Annotated in this window: 13 protein-coding genes and 3 pseudogenes; 8 read left to right on the top strand and 8 right to left on the bottom strand. The window is 56.4% G+C overall.

Annotation, left to right across the window (positions count from 1 at the left end; genetic code table 11):
* Position 1 precedes the first annotated feature (1 nt).
* The 3 genes and pseudogenes from N8E89_RS29265 to holA form a co-directional block, all read left to right on the top strand.
* Positions 2-430, top strand: a pseudogene (locus N8E89_RS29265) (LysR family transcriptional regulator); the annotation flags it as partial.
* Positions 429-911, top strand: coding sequence for a LysR substrate-binding domain-containing protein (locus tag N8E89_RS06600; protein ID WP_262261496.1), 483 nt, complete (start codon positions 429-431; stop codon positions 909-911). The pseudogene N8E89_RS29265 and the gene N8E89_RS06600, both read left to right, overlap by 2 nt.
* A gap of 80 nt (positions 912-991) precedes the next feature.
* Positions 992-2,041 (top strand): DNA polymerase III subunit delta, encoded by a 1,050-nt coding sequence (holA, locus tag N8E89_RS06605; protein WP_262261497.1) that lies wholly within the window; start codon positions 992-994, stop codon positions 2,039-2,041.
* A gap of 8 nt (positions 2,042-2,049) precedes the next feature.
* Here holA and N8E89_RS06610 read toward each other — a convergent pair whose 3' ends face one another.
* From N8E89_RS06610 to mnmE, 5 genes and pseudogenes are all read right to left on the bottom strand, one after another.
* Positions 2,050-2,931 (bottom strand): ParB/RepB/Spo0J family partition protein, encoded by an 882-nt coding sequence (locus tag N8E89_RS06610; RefSeq protein ID WP_106662177.1) that lies wholly within the window; start codon positions 2,929-2,931, stop codon positions 2,050-2,052.
* A gap of 38 nt (positions 2,932-2,969) precedes the next feature.
* Positions 2,970-3,764, bottom strand: coding sequence for a ParA family protein (locus N8E89_RS06615; protein WP_262261498.1), 795 nt, complete (start codon positions 3,762-3,764; stop codon positions 2,970-2,972).
* Between the two features lie 54 nt (positions 3,765-3,818).
* Positions 3,819-4,461, bottom strand: a pseudogene (rsmG, locus tag N8E89_RS06620) (16S rRNA (guanine(527)-N(7))-methyltransferase RsmG).
* Positions 4,458-6,332: a tRNA uridine-5-carboxymethylaminomethyl(34) synthesis enzyme MnmG gene (gene mnmG / locus N8E89_RS06625; protein ID WP_410010344.1), complete on the bottom strand. Its 1,875-nt coding sequence runs from the start codon at positions 6,330-6,332 to the stop codon at positions 4,458-4,460. Before mnmG ends, rsmG begins: the two are co-directional and overlap by 4 nt.
* A gap of 716 nt (positions 6,333-7,048) precedes the next feature.
* Positions 7,049-8,383, bottom strand: a complete 1,335-nt coding sequence (gene mnmE, locus N8E89_RS06630; protein ID WP_262261500.1) for a tRNA uridine-5-carboxymethylaminomethyl(34) synthesis GTPase MnmE — start codon at positions 8,381-8,383, stop codon at positions 7,049-7,051.
* Positions 8,384-8,457: 74 nt separating this feature from the next.
* Between mnmE and N8E89_RS06635 the strand changes: the two genes are divergently transcribed.
* Positions 8,458-10,464: a thioredoxin domain-containing protein gene (locus N8E89_RS06635; RefSeq protein WP_262261501.1), complete on the top strand. Its 2,007-nt coding sequence runs from the start codon at positions 8,458-8,460 to the stop codon at positions 10,462-10,464.
* A 2-nt stretch (positions 10,465-10,466) separates the two neighbouring features.
* Here N8E89_RS06635 and rho read toward each other — a convergent pair whose 3' ends face one another.
* From rho to hemE, 3 genes and pseudogenes are all read right to left on the bottom strand, one after another.
* Positions 10,467-11,732 (bottom strand): transcription termination factor Rho, encoded by a 1,266-nt coding sequence (rho, locus tag N8E89_RS06640; protein WP_027230937.1) that lies wholly within the window; start codon positions 11,730-11,732, stop codon positions 10,467-10,469.
* Positions 11,733-11,927: 195 nt separating this feature from the next.
* The gene (gene hemJ / locus N8E89_RS06645; protein ID WP_113172648.1) at positions 11,928-12,467 is read right to left on the bottom strand and encodes a protoporphyrinogen oxidase HemJ; all 540 of its coding nucleotides are present in this window, start codon (positions 12,465-12,467) and stop codon (positions 11,928-11,930) included.
* Between the two features lie 17 nt (positions 12,468-12,484).
* Positions 12,485-13,517 (bottom strand): annotated as a pseudogene (gene hemE / locus N8E89_RS06650) (uroporphyrinogen decarboxylase).
* A gap of 413 nt (positions 13,518-13,930) precedes the next feature.
* Here hemE and N8E89_RS06655 point away from each other — a divergent pair.
* Genes N8E89_RS06655 through coaE form a run of 4 tightly spaced genes read left to right on the top strand, consistent with a single transcriptional unit; the run spans position 13,931 to position 16,807 of the window.
* Positions 13,931-14,752, top strand: a complete 822-nt coding sequence (locus N8E89_RS06655; protein WP_106662605.1) for a pyruvate, water dikinase regulatory protein — start codon at positions 13,931-13,933, stop codon at positions 14,750-14,752.
* Positions 14,753-14,788: 36 nt separating this feature from the next.
* On the top strand, positions 14,789-15,388 hold the full coding sequence (locus N8E89_RS06660; RefSeq protein ID WP_113172647.1) for a Maf-like protein: 600 nt from the start codon (positions 14,789-14,791) through the stop codon (positions 15,386-15,388).
* Positions 15,381-16,229, top strand: coding sequence for a shikimate dehydrogenase (locus tag N8E89_RS06665; protein WP_262261504.1), 849 nt, complete (start codon positions 15,381-15,383; stop codon positions 16,227-16,229). Before N8E89_RS06660 ends, N8E89_RS06665 begins: the two co-directional genes overlap by 8 nt.
* A complete protein-coding gene (gene coaE, locus N8E89_RS06670) occupies positions 16,226-16,807 on the top strand; it encodes a dephospho-CoA kinase (RefSeq protein WP_262261506.1) in 582 nt (193 codons plus the stop codon). Before N8E89_RS06665 ends, coaE begins: the two co-directional genes overlap by 4 nt.
* Positions 16,808-16,873 lie beyond the last annotated feature (66 nt).

Below are 16,873 nucleotides of genomic sequence, written 5' to 3' on the forward strand. Positions count from 1 at the left end.
AATGGTATCTGCTCGCATCTATCCCTCAACCCGCGCTCTGCAGGTGGTCGTAACCATTGCTGAGCATGGCAGTACGACCGCCTGTGCCAAGGCTCTGAACATGACGCAGAGCGCCGTCAGCAAACAGTTGCTGGCGCTGGAACAACTCGCGGGCTTGCCGCTTTTCATTCGGACACCCTACGGCCTTTCAACGACGGAGGCGGGCCGCATCTACGTGACCGAAGCCCGTGCAGCGCTTGGTGCCATGGAAAATGCTGTGCTGAGGGTCGCGGCACTCGGCTCATCGCCAAACGCCATCAAACTCCACATTCTTCCAATCATGGGTGATCGCTGGGTGATTCCGCGATTTGCCGGCTTTGCAGAAGCACATCCGGAAATCGACGTGGAGCTATCCACCTTCGCGAACAATGAATTGATCAACCAGGCAGATGCAGCGTTCCGGTTTGGCGAGGGCGACTGGCCGGGGCAAAGCAACCATTACCTTTTTCGGCCAAAACGTTGCGCTTGTCGGCGCGCCGCATTTCATTGCCCGTCTTGGTGGTGTCGACCGACCCGACGACATTCAAAAGTTTCCGCTACTGGATCACAAGCATACCCCGTTGCGCTGGGGCGAGTTTGCAGACGCCCATGCAATTTCGGACTTCACACCAGAGCGCATCACCCATTTTGGTTTCTATGCTTTGGTTATTCGTGCCGCCATCGCGGGACAGGGACTTGCGCTGGTTCCGCGTGGTCTCATTGCCGACGAACTCGAGAGCGGAAAACTGGCGAATCCCAAAGGGTTTGGCTTCGTCAGCCGCCATGCCTATTGGCTAACATGCCCCCTCGACAGACCGCAGCGGCCAGCCATGCGGGTCTTTCTTGATTGGCTCCTTCACGAAGTGAGTTTGATGCCTGCAGAATATCGTTAGCCAACTAATTCATACATTTATATGGCCGTTATCCTTCATGTTATTTGCAATCTCCGCACAAACCAGTAAACCCGACTCCCATGGCACAGAAGAAAGCACACGAAGTTGATTCATTCCTGAAACGGTTGGACCGTGCCTATCCCATCGTCTTGCTTTATGGCCCCGATAAGGGTTTGGTGAGCGAACGAGCCGGGCTGTTCATCAGACTGACCGGGCTCGCCCAGGATGATCCGTTTGCTGTGATTCGCCTTGATGCGGACGAAATTCAAGCCGAGCCCGGCCGGCTTTCCGATGAAGCCAACACTATATCCATGTTTGGCGGGGAGCGATTGATCTGGGTGCGCAATGCAGCGGGTCAAAAAGGACTGGTGGACGCCGTCGCCTACCTTGCGAAAAGCCCTCCAGCCAGCACATACATTTTGATCGAAGCAGGGGATTTAAAAAAGGGCGCCGGGTTACGTGGAACAGTCGAGCAAAGCGCCAGCGCCATGGCCCTGCCATGCTACAGCGATGATGCTCGCGGGATCGACGCCACAATCGACGACATGCTCGCCAGGAACCGGCTGCAGATAACACTTGATGCACGCAACCTGCTCAAGGAAAGCCTTGGCGGCGACCGCCTGGCGACCCGCGCCGAGCTCGACAAGATATGCCTTTATGCGCTTGGTCGGGAGCGCATCACCATCAATGACGTGCGCGATATCATTGGCGACGTCAGCGCCACATCTTACGAAACAATTATCGATGCCGTGATGATCGGCAACATGACGGATTTTACCCACGCCTTTGATCGCGTGATCGGAACCGGATCCTCCAGCTTTCTCATCCTGAGCGCAGCGATTCGTCAGTTCCAGTCGTTACAAACGTTACGTTACGGCATGGAGGGCGAGGGAAAGAACGCGGCGTCAGCCGTTGCTACGGCACGGCCACCGATATTCTTTGCAAGGAAAAAACTGGTTGAGACCGCCCTGCAGCGCTGGACCACACAATCCTGTTCCCAGGCTATCGAGCGCCTGCAACGCACCGTACTGGAAAGCCGGCGCAACGCTGCTCTGGCAATTCCGGTCATCCGGCAATCTTTGATCGCGCTTGCAGCGGAGGCCGCACGGGCGTCCCGGAATAATCGCTGAAGGACGAACTAGCTTTGCAGCCGGCGGCAAATCTCGTCGAGCTGCTCCAGCGTCGTATAATGGATGCGAACATCCCCACCCTTGGTCTGATGGTTCACCGTCACGCGCATACCGGTAACATCCGACAATAGTTTCTCCAAAGCGCGCGTATCAGCGTCCTTGTCGTCCGCGTCCGCTTTGACCTTCGCGACCGATGGTTTGGCGCCACCGCCTTGTGCAAGTGCCTCCGCCTGGCGTACCGAGAGGCCGTCCCGAACTATCCTGTCCGCGAGGGGACCAGGATTTTCGGCCGTGATCAGTGTCCGCGCGTGCCCAGCCGACAATGCGCCATTGGTGATCATGTCGCGGACCGGCTCAGGCAGTTTCAGCAGCCGAAGCGTATTGGCAACATGGCTACGGCTCTTGCCAATCACCTGTGCCAGATCTGCCTGAGTATACTCGTGGTCATCAATAAGCTGTTGATATCCCATGCCTTCTTCGATGGGATTTAGATCTGCACGCTGGACGTTTTCGATGATCGCCAGTTCCAGCGCGACGCGGTCATTGACCTCACGGATAATAACGGGAACGGTGGTAAGTCCAGCCCGCTGGGCGGCGCGCCAGCGACGCTCACCGGCAATCAGCTCATAGTGATCTGGCGAGTCTTTGACCGGACGGACCACGACGGGCTGCACGATGCCGTGCTCCCGGATGGATTGGGTCAGATCTTCAAGATCACCCTCTGTGAACAAGCGCCGCGGATTGCGCGGGTTACGCGTGACGAACTCGATAGGAACCTGACGATCGAGAGTGGCAACGGGGGCTGCATTTTCTTCCGGCAGACGGTCCATCTCGCCGATCAGTGCCGCAAGGCCGCGACCAAGGCGCTTTTTTGACAGATCTTCATTCATTGTCACAGGCTCTCATAAATGTTTCGTATTCGAATCGATCATGCGGCGCGTAAATGCCGCTCCCGCTGGATAACTTCAGACGCCAGTTGCAGATAGGCCTGGCTTCCAGCGCATTTCAGGTCATATAGGATGGCCGGGATACCATAAGACGGAGCTTCTGAAACCCGCACATTACGCGGAATGACAGTGCGATAGACCTTGTCGCCCATAAAAGACCGCACATCGTCGACCACCTGAGTCGCCAGATTGTTGCGCCCATCATACATGGTGAGCACAATACCCTGAATGGTGAGGTTAGGGTTGAGCGCAGTCCGCACCTGGTTTACGGTTTCAAGGAGCTGGCTCAGACCCTCGAGCGCAAAAAATTCGCACTGCAAAGGAACCAGAACCGAATCCGCAGCAGCCATGGCGTTCATCGTCAACAGATTGAGAGATGGCGGACAATCAATCAGTATGTATGTAAACGGCGAAGCAGCTGGATTACCGCGAAAAGCCTTGCGCAAACGCGTTGCGCGGTCTGGCGCATTAGCAATTTCCATTTCAACACCAAGAAGATCAAGCGTTGATGGGATCAATGACAAGCTGGGGACGGCAGTCGACACGGCGGCCGCTTCAACAGAGGCGGTCTGCATCAAGACGTCATAAGAAGATATCTCGCGATTCTTCCGATCAATGCCGAGGCCCGTGCTTGCGTTGCCCTGCGGATCGAGGTCGACGATGAGGACATTTTCCCCGATCGCCGCCAGCGCTGTAGCAAGGTTGATTGCCGTCGTGGTTTTTCCGACACCGCCCTTTTGATTGGCTATGGTAATGATACGAGTCTGGCTGTTCATCACTGTTTCCTGCGCAAAACACCGTTCCTGGCAATCGGATGGGTGCAGTCATAGTCAGTTCACGTTGGCGCGCCGCAAATTGCTGATCTGCAACACGACCGAATCTCGGTCGACCACACTTGCTCGTTCTACCAGATCAAACGTCCATGCGTCACGGCTTTCCACAATTTCCCTGCGGTAATCCCGTCCTTTTTGAAAAAGGGCCGTCGCACCGGCAGTCAGCCATGGCTCCGCAAGCACAAACAGGTCGCCTAATGGTGCGAGTGCGCGGGCGGTAATGACTTCCGGGCCTCGTATTTCGGCCCAAACGGCATCGATCTCGCGCGGCATGAACAATTCCGGGCGCCGAAAATTGGCCAAGGGCTGTCCGCAAAAAAGCAGCTTTCTTTCCGTTGCTTTCCACCAGATCGATTCGGCCACCTAGGCGCTCTTTCAGCAAGATCGCCAGCACTACGCCGGGAAATCCTCCGCCCGAGCCCAAATCCAGCCAACGCGTTGCCGTTGGTGCCATTTCAAAAAGCTGGGCGCTATCGATAATATGGCGTTCCCAGAGGTGATCGAGTGTGGAGGGTGAGGCCAGATTGATGGCTCTCGACCATTTACGAAAGAGTTCTTCGAAAGCGCACAGGTTATCCACTGTTTCACGTGAAACATGGACTAATACTTCTTGCAGGCGTTTTTCCCGGTCAGAACTCACGCTACGTCCCGCGCGGTGGCTCGCCGTATCTGAGTGATGATCAAAGCCAAGGCTGCAGGCGTCATGCCGTCAATACGCTGGGCCTCGGCAATGGAGCGCGGCGCTCGCAGCTTGAGCTTCTGCTTCAACTCATTCGACAGGCCCGATGTTTCGGAAAAATCGATCGACTGTGGAATAAGCAGCGATTCTTCGCGCTCCATGGCCGCCACGTCGGCTCGCTGGCGTTCGAGATAGACCGCATACTGCGCTTCGATCTCCAGCGCGTCAGCTATGCGCTTATCGATGTTGCCAAGCTCCGGCCAGATGCGCTTGATCCGATCAAGGTCAATGTCCGGAAAGGCCAGCAGATCGTAGGCTGACCGCCGGATTCCATCCTGATTGAGATGAAGATCATGCGCCGCAGCAGCACTTGGTGTAATCGTCAGTTCTTTCGCCAACGCACGCGCGCGCTCGAGATCATGTGTCCTAACGCGGAAGCGATCCCTGCGCGCGGTACCGAGAATGCCGAGCCGCTCTGCCATCGGCGTCAAACGCTCATCCGCATTGTCTGCTCGCAACGACAGCCGAAACTCGGCACGGGAAGTGAACATGCGGTACGGCTCACTTACGCCACGAGACGTCAGGTCATCAACCATGACGCCTATATATGCCTCCGTCCGCTGGATAATAACCGGTTCTGCACCACCAGCGCGCCGTGCAGCATTTAGACCGGCGAGCAACCCTTGTGCCGCAGCTTCTTCATAACCGGTAGTGCCATTGATCTGGCCAGCCAGGAACAGGCCGCCGATACGTCGCGTCTGCAAACTCCGATCGAGCTCGCGCGGATCAATGAAATCATACTCGATCGCATAGCCAGGCTGCAGCATCGTTGCGCGCTCCAAGCCCGGAATCGTCTTCAGCAGATCCAGTTGCACGTCTTCGGGCAGCGAAGTTGAAATGCCGTTGGGGTAGACAGTGTGATCATCAAGACCTTCCGGTTCAAGGAATATCTGGTGACCATCACGGTCCCCAAACTTCACGATCTTGTCTTCAACCGAAGGGCAATATCGCGGTCCAATTCCTTCGATCGAACCCGAATACATGGCGGAACGATGGAGATTGGCGCGAATGATCGCATGAGTTTCCGGCGTCGTACGCGTAATTCCGCAATCTATCTGCGGGTTCTCGATTGAATCCGTCATCAACGAGAATGGCAATGGGTCTTCATCGGCTGATTGGACTTCCAAGCTCCGCCAATCAATCGTACGGCCATCGAGCCGCGGCGGTGTCCCGGTCTTCAATCGGCCAAGAGCGAACGCGTGGCGGGCCAGCGTGTCAGACAGGCCAAGGGCAGGTGCCTCGCCCATTCGCCCCGCAGGGATCTTCTGCTTGCCGATGTGGATCAGGCCGCGCAAAAACGTTCCTGTCGTCAGGACGACTGCGCCACATGTCAGCACTCGGCCGTCCATCAATTGAACGCCAGCAACCTCGCCGTCGTTCACGACGAGGTCATTCGCGCCACCTTCAACGACAGTTAGATTGGCTTGCTCAGCTATCAATTGACCCATGGCAAGGCGATATAGCTTCCTGTCCGCCTGTGCGCGCGGTCCACGGACCGCCGGTCCTTTGCGGCGATTGAGCAACCGGAACTGGATACCTGCGGCATCCGCAACACGCGCCATCAGGCCGTCCAAGGCATCAATCTCACGAACGAGGTGCCCCTTACCAAGGCCGCCGATCGCCGGATTGCAAGACATCACGCCGATCGTATCCGCACGATGGGTCACGAGCGCTGTCTTGGCGCCAAGGCGCGCGGAAGCAGCCGCTGCTTCACAGCCGGCATGACCACCACCAATGATGATGACATCAAAAACGTCTTCCACGGCTAACACTTTCAGAGATTCTGAATCTGAGCCTTGATGGGCAAAACCGCGTCGTGAGTCAAGTATGAGTCGCTAAACAGTGTTTCACGTGAAACATTCCACGCTCAACTCGGCTCGCGACGACCCCCCGCCACGCCCTCATTCTCTGAGTCTGGCCATCGAGTGGTTGGGGAAGACGGGCGGTCGCCGAAGCGCGTCTTGGTAGTTAAGTAATGCGATCCGAAGGCCGTCCGTCCGGCGACTTTTCATCCCGTCCGTTCCGCTTGGGAGGCTTCGGCACCGGGGAAGGCCATTTGCGGCATTCCATGCGTCACCTACGTGCCCCTTAGAGTGCTCGTCCGGCACGCGCCGGTCCTAGTACCGGCAGGGGAACCCTTGGACAGAACGTCCCCAGACAGCGGGTCCGTTCCCCGCCATCGGAGGCGCCGGTCTTCTCCCCGCTTCGAACGGCTCCGGAAGCATTTCCCCGTGGAAAGGACCGGCTTAGAATAAACGAGGTTTGGAGGACGTGGATAAGTTGGCGGCATTATTTTCGTGCAAGGCAGGAACAACTGCTCCACTCCACCCCGGACCCGCAATCCGACCCCCCGTCCAGGGGCAGGGTCGAAGCAGGGATCGCCACCTCCGCGCTCGATGGAGCAGGTCGTGCCGCAGGTGCGGGTGGGATCGGGGCACTGTATTCTGTGGCGAAGAGTTATCCATGAAATCCATGTGTTTCACGTGAATCATTTGCCAATGCAAAACTGCGAGAAAACCACATCCAATATATCCTCGACGTCTACGTCGCCCGTGATGCGCCCCAACGAATGTGACGCCCGGCGCAGGAACTCGGCCCGGACTTCAAGAGGAGCTGTCTCCTCGCAGATAGCAGCGTCGATCTCCTTGCTCGTTTCAACGAGCAGCTCCAGGTGCCGGCGCCGGGTCGGTAATGGGTCCGAGAGATCGCCAGCGGCCAACTCCGCTCGATGGGCAAGAACTCTCAGGAGATCCTCAAGCCCTGTTCCGTTCCGCGTCGAAATCGTCAGATCATAGTCTGCTGCAACTGACGCAGGAGCCAAATCCGACTTCGTACCAACCCGGAGCATGGCACCGGTCTCTATAACGTTGAGAGCAGGCGCGATTGGATCGGACAGGTCGGTGAGCGCCAGGACCACATCGGCCGAGGATGCTCGTTCAAGCGCGCGGCCGATGCCAATCTTTTCAACCTTGCCTTGGGTTTCCCTCAAACCAGCTGTATCCGTCACCAGGACTGGGAGACCAGCGAGATCAAGTTTGATCTCTATCAGATCGCGTGTCGTACCCGGCTCGTCCGATACGATGGCAACGTCGCTTCCAGCCAATGCATTGAGCAAACTCGACTTTCCGGCGTTGGGCGCGCCGACGATAACCACGCGGAAGCCATCGCGGACGATGGCGCCGCGCTTTCCATCCGCAATGTGTTTGCCAATCCGATCAGCAAGTTCGCGCATGGAGTGCCATACCTGATCGGACACTGAGCCGGGTACGTCGGATTCATCTGCAAAATCAAGCTCCGCTTCTATCAACGCGCGAGCGCGGATCAGCTCGTTTCGCCAAGTCGAGTATAGCTCCGCCTGTGCGCCCGACGAGATCTGCAGCGCGAGCCGGCGCTGGCTATCGGTTTCAGCGGCAATGAGATCGGCTAGTCCTTCGGCAGCCGTCAGATCGAATTTTCCATTAGCATAAGCCCGGCGCGTGAATTCTCCGGCCTCTGCCATCCGGCAACCCTCGAATGCATACAACGCCGATAGCATTGCATCGACGACCGCTTTGCCGCCGTGCAGATGAAACTCACAGCTATCCTCGCCGGTGAAGCTATGTGGAGCCGGGAAATAGAGGACCAGGCCCCTGTCGATTGCCCCGCCTTCGGCGTCCTTGAACACCCGCAAAGCGGCGTGGCGCGCCTCCGGAAGGTTGCCGCAGATTGTTTCGATGGCGAATCGAGTCTTTGGTCCCGAAATCCGGACCACTGCCACCCCCGACGGCAATCTGCCGCTGGAGAGGGCGAAAATCGTCTCGGCGAAAACATGGTTCTGTTTCATTTCAATCCGTCCAGGCTTACACTGGAAGTGTTGTAGACCGCCGCGCTTCATACCAAAAGGGCATGAAAAATCCTATGTCTCAGCAAGCCAATCTTCTTGGTCACGAATCCAGTCCATATCTGCGTCAGCATGCGGACAATCCGGTTCACTGGCGGCCATGGGGCAAGGCGGCGCTTGAAGAGTCACGTGAGACCGGAAAGCCCATACTTCTGTCGGTCGGCTACGCCGCCTGTCATTGGTGCCATGTCATGGCACATGAATGTTTCGAGGATGCGGAAGTAGCTGCTCTCATGAATGCGCTCTATGTCAACATCAAGGTAGACCGCGAAGAGCGTCCGGACATCGATCAGATCTACATGGCTGCACTGGCCGCCATGGGTGAGCAGGGTGGCTGGCCGCTTACGATGTTCCTGACGCCGGAAGCAAAACCATTCTGGGGCGGAACCTATTTTCCCAAGCATTCGCGCTATGGCCGGCCCGGCTTTGTCGACGTCCTCCAATCGATTGCCCGAGTCTGGAATGAGGATCGCGGCCGCGTCGAGCAGAATGTCGACGCGTTGACAACGCATGTCACTGCTCGGCTTGATGCCAAGGCGGATGCCTCGCCGCTTGACAAGCACCTGTTTGATCAATTCTCCGAGAATATCCATGGGATGGTCGATCATGTCAGAGGCGGTCTCGCGGGAGCGCCAAAATTTCCAAACGCTCCTTTCATGGATACATTGTGGCTGTCCTGGCTGCGCACCGGCGAAAAGCGCCATAGAGATGCGTTTCTGCTTAGTCTCAGGACTATGCTGCAAGGTGGAATCTATGATCATCTTGGCGGGGGACTGTCCCGTTACGCGGTGGATGATTCATGGCTAGTGCCGCATTTCGAAAAAATGCTTTACGACAATGCACAATTTATTCGCCATGCGACATTTGGCTTCGCCGAAACCGGTGATGAATTGTTCCGCTTCCGAATCGAAGAGACGGTCGCCTGGCTGCAGCGGGAAATGCTGGTTGACGGACGCTTCGCCTCCAGCCTCGATGCAGACAGCGAAGGAGAGGAAGGTCGGTTCTATGTCTGGACGGCAGGCGAAATTCCGGGAAGTTCCGAGTTCGATGCGTTTCGCCGCGTTTATGATGTGAGCGATCAGGGGAATTGGGAAGGCAAATCGATCCTTAATCGCTTGCATTCACTCGACGCTCTTGATCTTGAAAGCGAGGAACAATTGAAGCAGGCGCGTCAGGCGCTCTTTGCCCTGCGCGAGAACCGTATTCGTCCTGGCCGGGACGACAAGGCATTGACGGACTGGAATGGCCTGATGATCCGCGCCCTTGCCGAAGCCGGACGTGCGTTCGAGCGAAAGGATTGGCTTGATCGCAGCCTTATTGCATACCGTTCCATCTCCGAATCGATGGTTGATGAACGGCTCCCCCATTCGGTATTGGGCGATTTGCGCCTGTTCCCCGGACTTTCTTCGGACTACGCGGCAATGATCAACGCCGCCCTGTCGCTTTACCAAGCGACGCAGGATGAAGCGCTTGTCACGGACGCACGCCACTGGCTTGCCGCGCTGGATGAATGGCATAGGACTGAGGACGGTAATTATGCCCTCAGCGCTTCGGACAGCGCGGACGTGATTGTTCGCGTGCGAGGGGATCAGGATGAGGCAATCCCAAGCGCGACCAGCCAGATTATCGAAGCCATCAGCCGTCTGGCGATTGTCACCAGTGACGAGACATTGCGGCAGCATGCGGAACGAATTGCCGAGAATGCGCTCGGCCGGGTCCTGCAGCAACGCTATGGCCAGGCTGGCGTTCTCAACAGCGCCAGCCTATTGCTCGAGCCGGTGAAGCTCGTACTGGTTACGCCAGACAAGGAGCATTCATTGATGCAGGTGGCTAACCGTCATCCGGATCCGCGGCGCGTGGACATCTGGATTCCCTTCGACAGGGAAAAGAAGATTGTACTCGTGCCCGGCGGGGGTGAGATAACGATAAAAAAACCCACGGCTTATTTGTGCCGCGGGCTTGTCTGTCTTGCACCAGTAGAAACAGAAGGAGCACTCGAAGCGCTTCTTCGCCCAACTTCGTAGGGTTATGTATTCATCGAGTCGAAGAACTCGCCATTGGTCTTGGTTTGCTTGAGCTTGTCGATGAGGAACTCGATCGCGTCCGTCGTACCCATAGGCGCGAGAATGCGGCGAAGAACGAAGATCTTCTGCAGATCCTGACGTGGCACGAGGAGGTCTTCCTTGCGTGTACCGGACTTGAGGATGTCCATGGCCGGAAAGATGCGCTTGTCAGCGACCTTGCGGTCGAGCACGATTTCCGAGTTGCCGGTTCCCTTGAACTCTTCAAAGATGACTTCGTCCATGCGGCTACCGGTATCGATCAGTGCCGTCGCGATAATCGTGAGCGAACCGCCTTCCTCGATATTGCGTGCGGCACCGAAGAAGCGCTTCGGGCGCTGGAGGGCGTTGGCGTCGACGCCACCAGTCAGGACCTTGCCGGATGAAGGCACAACAGTGTTGTAGGCGCGGCCGAGACGGGTGATGGAATCGAGCAGAATGACCACGTCGCGGCCATGTTCGACAAGGCGCTTGGCCTTCTCGATGACCATTTCCGCAACCTGGACGTGGCGCGACGCCGGCTCATCGAAGGTCGATGATACAACTTCGCCCTTCACCGAGCGCTGCATGTCGGTCACTTCTTCGGGGCGCTCGTCGATCAGAAGCACGATGAGGTAGCATTCCGGATGGTTGGCCGTGATTGAATGCGCGATATTCTGTAGCAGAACGGTCTTACCGGTCCGTGGCGGCGCGACGATCAGCCCACGCTGGCCTTTGCCGAGCGGCGCTACCAGATCGATCACCCGCGCGGAGAGATCCTTTGTCGTCGGATTTTCCAACTCCATCTTGAAACGCTCATTCGGATAGAGCGGCGTCAGATTGTCGAAGTGGATCTTGTGCCGGATTTTTTCCGGATCTTCGAAATTGATCGTGTTGACCTTCAGAAGGGCGAAATAGCGCTCACCTTCCTTGGGTCCCCGGATGGGGCCCTCCACCGTATCGCCGGTCTTCAGCGAGAAACGCCGGATTTGCGATGGTGAAATATAGATATCATCGGGACCCGGGAGATAATTGGCATTGGCGGATCGCATGAAGCCGAAGCCGTCCTGCAAAATCTCGACCACACCTTCGCCGATGATTTCGACTTCCTGCGAAGCCAGCTTCTTCAAAATGGCAAACATCAATTCCTGTTTGCGCATGACGCTAGCGTTCTCGACTTCAAGCGACTCTGCAAAGGCAAGGAGGTCGACCGCTGTCTTGTTCTTGAGTTCTTGTAGTTTCATTTCCTGCATGTGTGCGGAACTCTTAATTCTATGTTTGAAATGGGGAAGGGAAATGACGATGCCTGAATGCAGTGCCACTGAAAATGGCTGGATATTGCTGTGGCGGTATTTCCAGAGAGGAGGCCCCTATCTAGCCAATCATGTCAGCAAGGGCAAGAGGTTTCATGAGTGGATTTGATATGAGACTGCAGTTTTTATGATAGATCAAAATGGCTTTATAATGACCATAAGGACGATGATGATCATGAGCACAGCCGGCACTTCGTTCATCATGCGCCAGAAGCGTGCCGGTTTTTCATTCCGGTCTTGCGCAAACAGCCGCACTGCCTTGGAAAAATAGCCATGCGCACCCGACAAGATCAAGACTGCCAGGAATTTTACGTGAAACCACCCATCCATATAGGCTGCCGATTGCCACGCGAGCCACAAACCCGCGAGCCAGGTTATCCCCATGGCCGGATCGATAATTGCCTTGAGCAGCCGCTGTTCCATGACTTTGAATGTCTCTGACTGGACAGAGCCGGGTTCGGCAGCACAATGATAGACGAACAGCCGCGGCAAATAGAGCATCCCTGCCATCCATGAGATAACGGCGATGACATGGATCGCCTTCACCCAGAGGTAGGATTCGGCCGGATACAGGACGGCAAGCGTTATACCACCAATCGCCACAAGAGCCGCGATGGTCCGTGGCAACACCGGAATTTTTCTGACGCTGCCCTCATCCGGTTTTGTTGTCGTCATGCGAATTTCCTTCCGTGCTATTTTCGCGGCGCGGCTTGGCGAACACGGTGAACCATCTGTTCCACGTGCGACACAGGCGCATCCGGGGTAATCCCATGACCGAGATTGAAGATTAGCGGTCCATGACCCAGCGAGATCGAGAATGGCATCGACCCCCTCATCAAGCGCACGGCCACCGGCAACGACCCGCAGTGGATCAAGATTTCCCTGAACCGCACCGCCGCCTTGCAGCGAAGACGCCATGGACAGCGGTACTGACCAATCCAGCCCGAGCGCAGTAATGCCGGTTCGCTCGCGGTAGTTGACGTAGAGCGCGCCTGCACCCTTCGGAAAACCGATAACAGGTACGCCCGGATGAACTGCGCGAACTTTCTTGACGATGCGTGCCACCGGTGCCACGCAAAACTGCTCGAAGCAGGTTTCATCGAGAACGCCCGCCCAGGAATCGAAAATCTGCACCGCATCCGCGCCGGCATCGATCTGCCGGATCAGATATTCAGCAGAAACATCTGCTAGCACATCCAGCAATTTCTGGAACGCCTCAGCATTGCGATAGGCGAAAAGCCGGGCAGGGGCCTGATCAGGCGTTCCATGGCCGGCAATCATATAGGTCGCCACGGTCCAGGGAGCCCCACAGAAGCCTAGCAGTGTTGTTTCCGTAGGGAGTTGCTGCCGCAGAAGCCGCACCGTCTCATAGACCGGCTCCAGGCGATCAGCAGCGCCACCGGATTCCAGCCAGAATATTCCATCAACGTCGATTGGCGTCATCAAAGGGCCGCGCCCCTCCTCAAAGCGGAGATCCCGGCCGAGCGCATGGGGGACGACAAGAATATCGGAAAAGAGAATTGCTGCGTCGAAGCCAAAACGGCGGATGGGCTGCAGTGTCACTTCCACCGCAAGATCGGGCGAGTAACAGAGGTCGAGAAAACTGCCAGCCGTTTTCCTTACCTGCCTGTACTCGGGAAGATAACGTCCAGCTTGGCGCATCATCCAGACAGGAGGAGGAAAGACAGTCTCGCCCCCAAGGACTTTCAGCACTTTGCGAACCATTGTCAGTCTCTCCACCCTTACTCTTTAAAAAAGAAATTTAGATTTCTTTGGGTTTTCTGATTCTTAGAGTCTGTTTGTATCGGGAATTACCAATTTGCCAGCATTTTCCCACAGTCCGGAGTTTCTGCCATAAATCCGGAAAACCAAAGGTTGAAATCCGGGAAGAACGTGGAAAGCTCCATAAACATAATCATTACAATGGTTTAAGATAATGCTAATTGTGAATAAATATGTGGAAAGTCGGGGAATGAAAGACGAAGAGTCGCAACAATCCCCAGTTTTCCGGAAGCGCCGGAACAACGGCCCACAATCGGGTTCGCTGTGGATGACTTGCCAATAATTCACATGGCTGCCATCAGTTGTGGATGCTTTGGCTGATTGTCCCCAGCCATCAACAGGAGTGCAAAATTTCTGTGACGAAACCAGTAAATTACTTTCATCTTCACATGATTTCTGATGCGACCGGCGAGACTCTCATCGCGGCTGGACGCGCTGCTGCGGCGCAATATGCGCATGCACGAGCGATAGAGCATGTTTATCCATTGATCCGTACGGAAAAGCAGATGAAGCGGGTGCTGGATGGCATAGATGCCGAGCCTGGCATCGTCCTCTATACAATCATCGATCAGCGGCTTGCGGCGATGATTAATGATGGCTGTGCCGCGCTGGGAGTTCCCTGCGTATCGGTTCTCGAACCAGTCCTGACCATCTTTCAATCCTATCTGGGTGCGCCGGCGGGAAGGCGTGTCGGCGCCCAGCATGTTCTCAATGCCGAATATTTCCGGCGGATCGATGCGCTCAACTTCACCATGGAACACGATGACGGCCAATTGCCGCCAGACATCGAAGAGGCGGACGTGATTCTGATTGGCATATCACGCACATCCAAAACACCAACGAGTATTTATCTCGCCAATCGCGGCATCAAGACCGTGAATGTCCCCATCGTAATCGGTGTTCCTATTCCCGACGTTTTGATAAACTCCGAAAGGCCGCTGATTGTCGGGCTGGTAGCCTCGGCGGAACGAATATCGCAGGTGCGCCAGCATCGCGTGCTCGGTGCAACGCATGGGTTTGACGCCGACCAATACCTCGACCGGGCCAATATTATCGAGGAACTCACCTATGCACGGCAGATCTGCCACCGGCACAATTGGCCGATGATCGATGTTTCCCGCCGCTCAATCGAAGAAACTGCTGCTGCTGTTCTTGCCCTGCGCGCAGAGGGACGATAACGGAATTGGGGCAAAACGATTTCAGGCAACGAAGATATGACAATGAACATCATTCTAGCCTCCAAAAGCCCGTTCCGAGCAACGTTGCTGAAGAATGCTGGCGTCGCGTTCACGGCGAATTCAGCCGGTATCGATGAGCGGGCGGTAGAGGCGCCACTCTATGACAGTGGCGCGACGCCTGAAGATGTTGCACTGGTGCTCGCGGAAGCCAAGGCGATCGACGTCAGCGAGCGAAATCCTTCAGCACTGGTGATAGGCTCGGACCAGACCCTCTCCCTTGGTGACGAAGTTTTGCACAAGCCGGATAGTATGGAAGCCGCGCGGCGGCAGTTGCTGAAACTGTCGGGCCGGACGCATCATCTCAACAGTGCGGTGGTGCTCGCCAGGGATGGTCAAACATTGTGGCGTCACGTGTCTGTCGCCCGCATGACATTGCGCGATCTCGACCCGGGTTTCATCGGCAGGCACCTGTCGCGTGTCGGAACGGCGGCCCTGCAGAGTGTGGGCGCTTACCAATATGAGGGGGAAGGGGTGCAGCTTTTCGAAAAGGTCGAAGGCGACTACTTCACGATTGTCGGCTTGCCGCTTTTGCCGCTGCTTGAAGAATTGCGCCGCGAAGGTGCCATCGATGGCTAAGGCTTTTGTTACAGGTTTCCCCATTCGCCATTCGCGCTCACCGCTGATCCACGGCCATTGGTTGAATCAATACGGGTTGAGCGGTTCCTATCAGGCTATCGAAGTCGCGCCAGAAGGCTTTGCCGATTTCGTGCAGAGCCTTCAACGAAATGGCTATGCCGGCGGCAATGTCACGATTCCGCATAAGGAAAGTGCATTTGCGCTGTCCGATCGGCATGACCCGGCCGCCGAAGAGATCGGTGCAGTCAACACATTGTGGTTCGACCACGGAAAACTCTGTGGTGGCAATACCGATGCCTATGGTTTCGTTGCCAATCTCGATGCGCTCCGTCCTGGCTGGGACAGGAATAAATCAGCAATGGTATTGGGCGCGGGCGGTGCTAGCCGCGCAGTGGTCTATGCGTTGAAGCAGCGAGGTTTCGACGACATTCGCATCGTTAATCGCACGGTCGGCCGGGCCAAGCAGCTGGAAGACCGTTTTGGCGCTGGGATCACTGCGCATGAATGGCGCGCAATTCCAGAACTGCTGAAAGGCGCCGCATTGATTGTCAATACGACTTCGCTCGGGATGGAAGGCAACGCTGATGCCGCCGTTGATCTGTCGCGAGCCGAGCCGGATGCGCTGGTAACCGACATCGTCTATGTACCACTTGAAACGCCGCTGCTGAGGGCGGCAGGGGAACTTGGCCTGAAAACCGCCGACGGCCTCGGCATGCTGCTGCACCAGGCAGTACCAGGGTTCGAGCGTTGGTTTGGCGTCAGGCCGGAGGTGACGCCGGCGCTGCGTGACCTGATCCTGGCAGATATGAACCCACACAGCTTAAGCAGGCGATCCAAATGATCGTCCTTGGCCTCACCGGCTCGATTGGCATGGGAAAATCCACATCGGCGCAGATGTTTGACGATGAAGGGATACCGGTTTACTCGGCTGACGAGGCCGTTCATTCGCTCTATACGGGTGCGGCGGTTCCGCTGATTGAAGCGGCATTTCCCGGAACCACCAAGAATGGCAAAGTCGATCGCACGAAGCTCTCGACGGCAGTCGTGGGTAAGCCAAAAGCGCTGGAAAAACTGGAGGCAATTATCCATCCGCTGGTACGCGCCGAGGAAAACAGGTTTCGCGATGACGCACAGTCGCGTGACGCAAAACTGATCGTTCTCGATATTCCACTGCTGTTTGAAACCGGTGCCGATCGTCGGGTGGACAAGATACTCGTCGTTACGGCACCCGAGGATGTCCAGCGAAAGCGCGTTCTTGAACGTCCCGGCATGACGCCAGAAAAATTCGATGCGATCCTTGCCCGCCAGACACCGGATGCGGAAAAGCGCGCGCGGGCGGATTTCATCATCGACACCCGCCATGATTTCGATGTGACCCGGGCCGAGGTCCGCAAAATTATCGGCCTCTTGTCAGGATAGGCGGGGGACAGGACCCATCTCCCCTTGCCCGAATTGGCCAATTCGTGGAATTTGGGCAAAAGGATG

Origin of the sequence: Phyllobacterium sp. A18/5-2, from assembly GCF_025452215.1 — a bacterium.
Classification (GTDB): Bacteria; Pseudomonadota; Alphaproteobacteria; order Rhizobiales; family Rhizobiaceae; genus Phyllobacterium; species Phyllobacterium sophorae.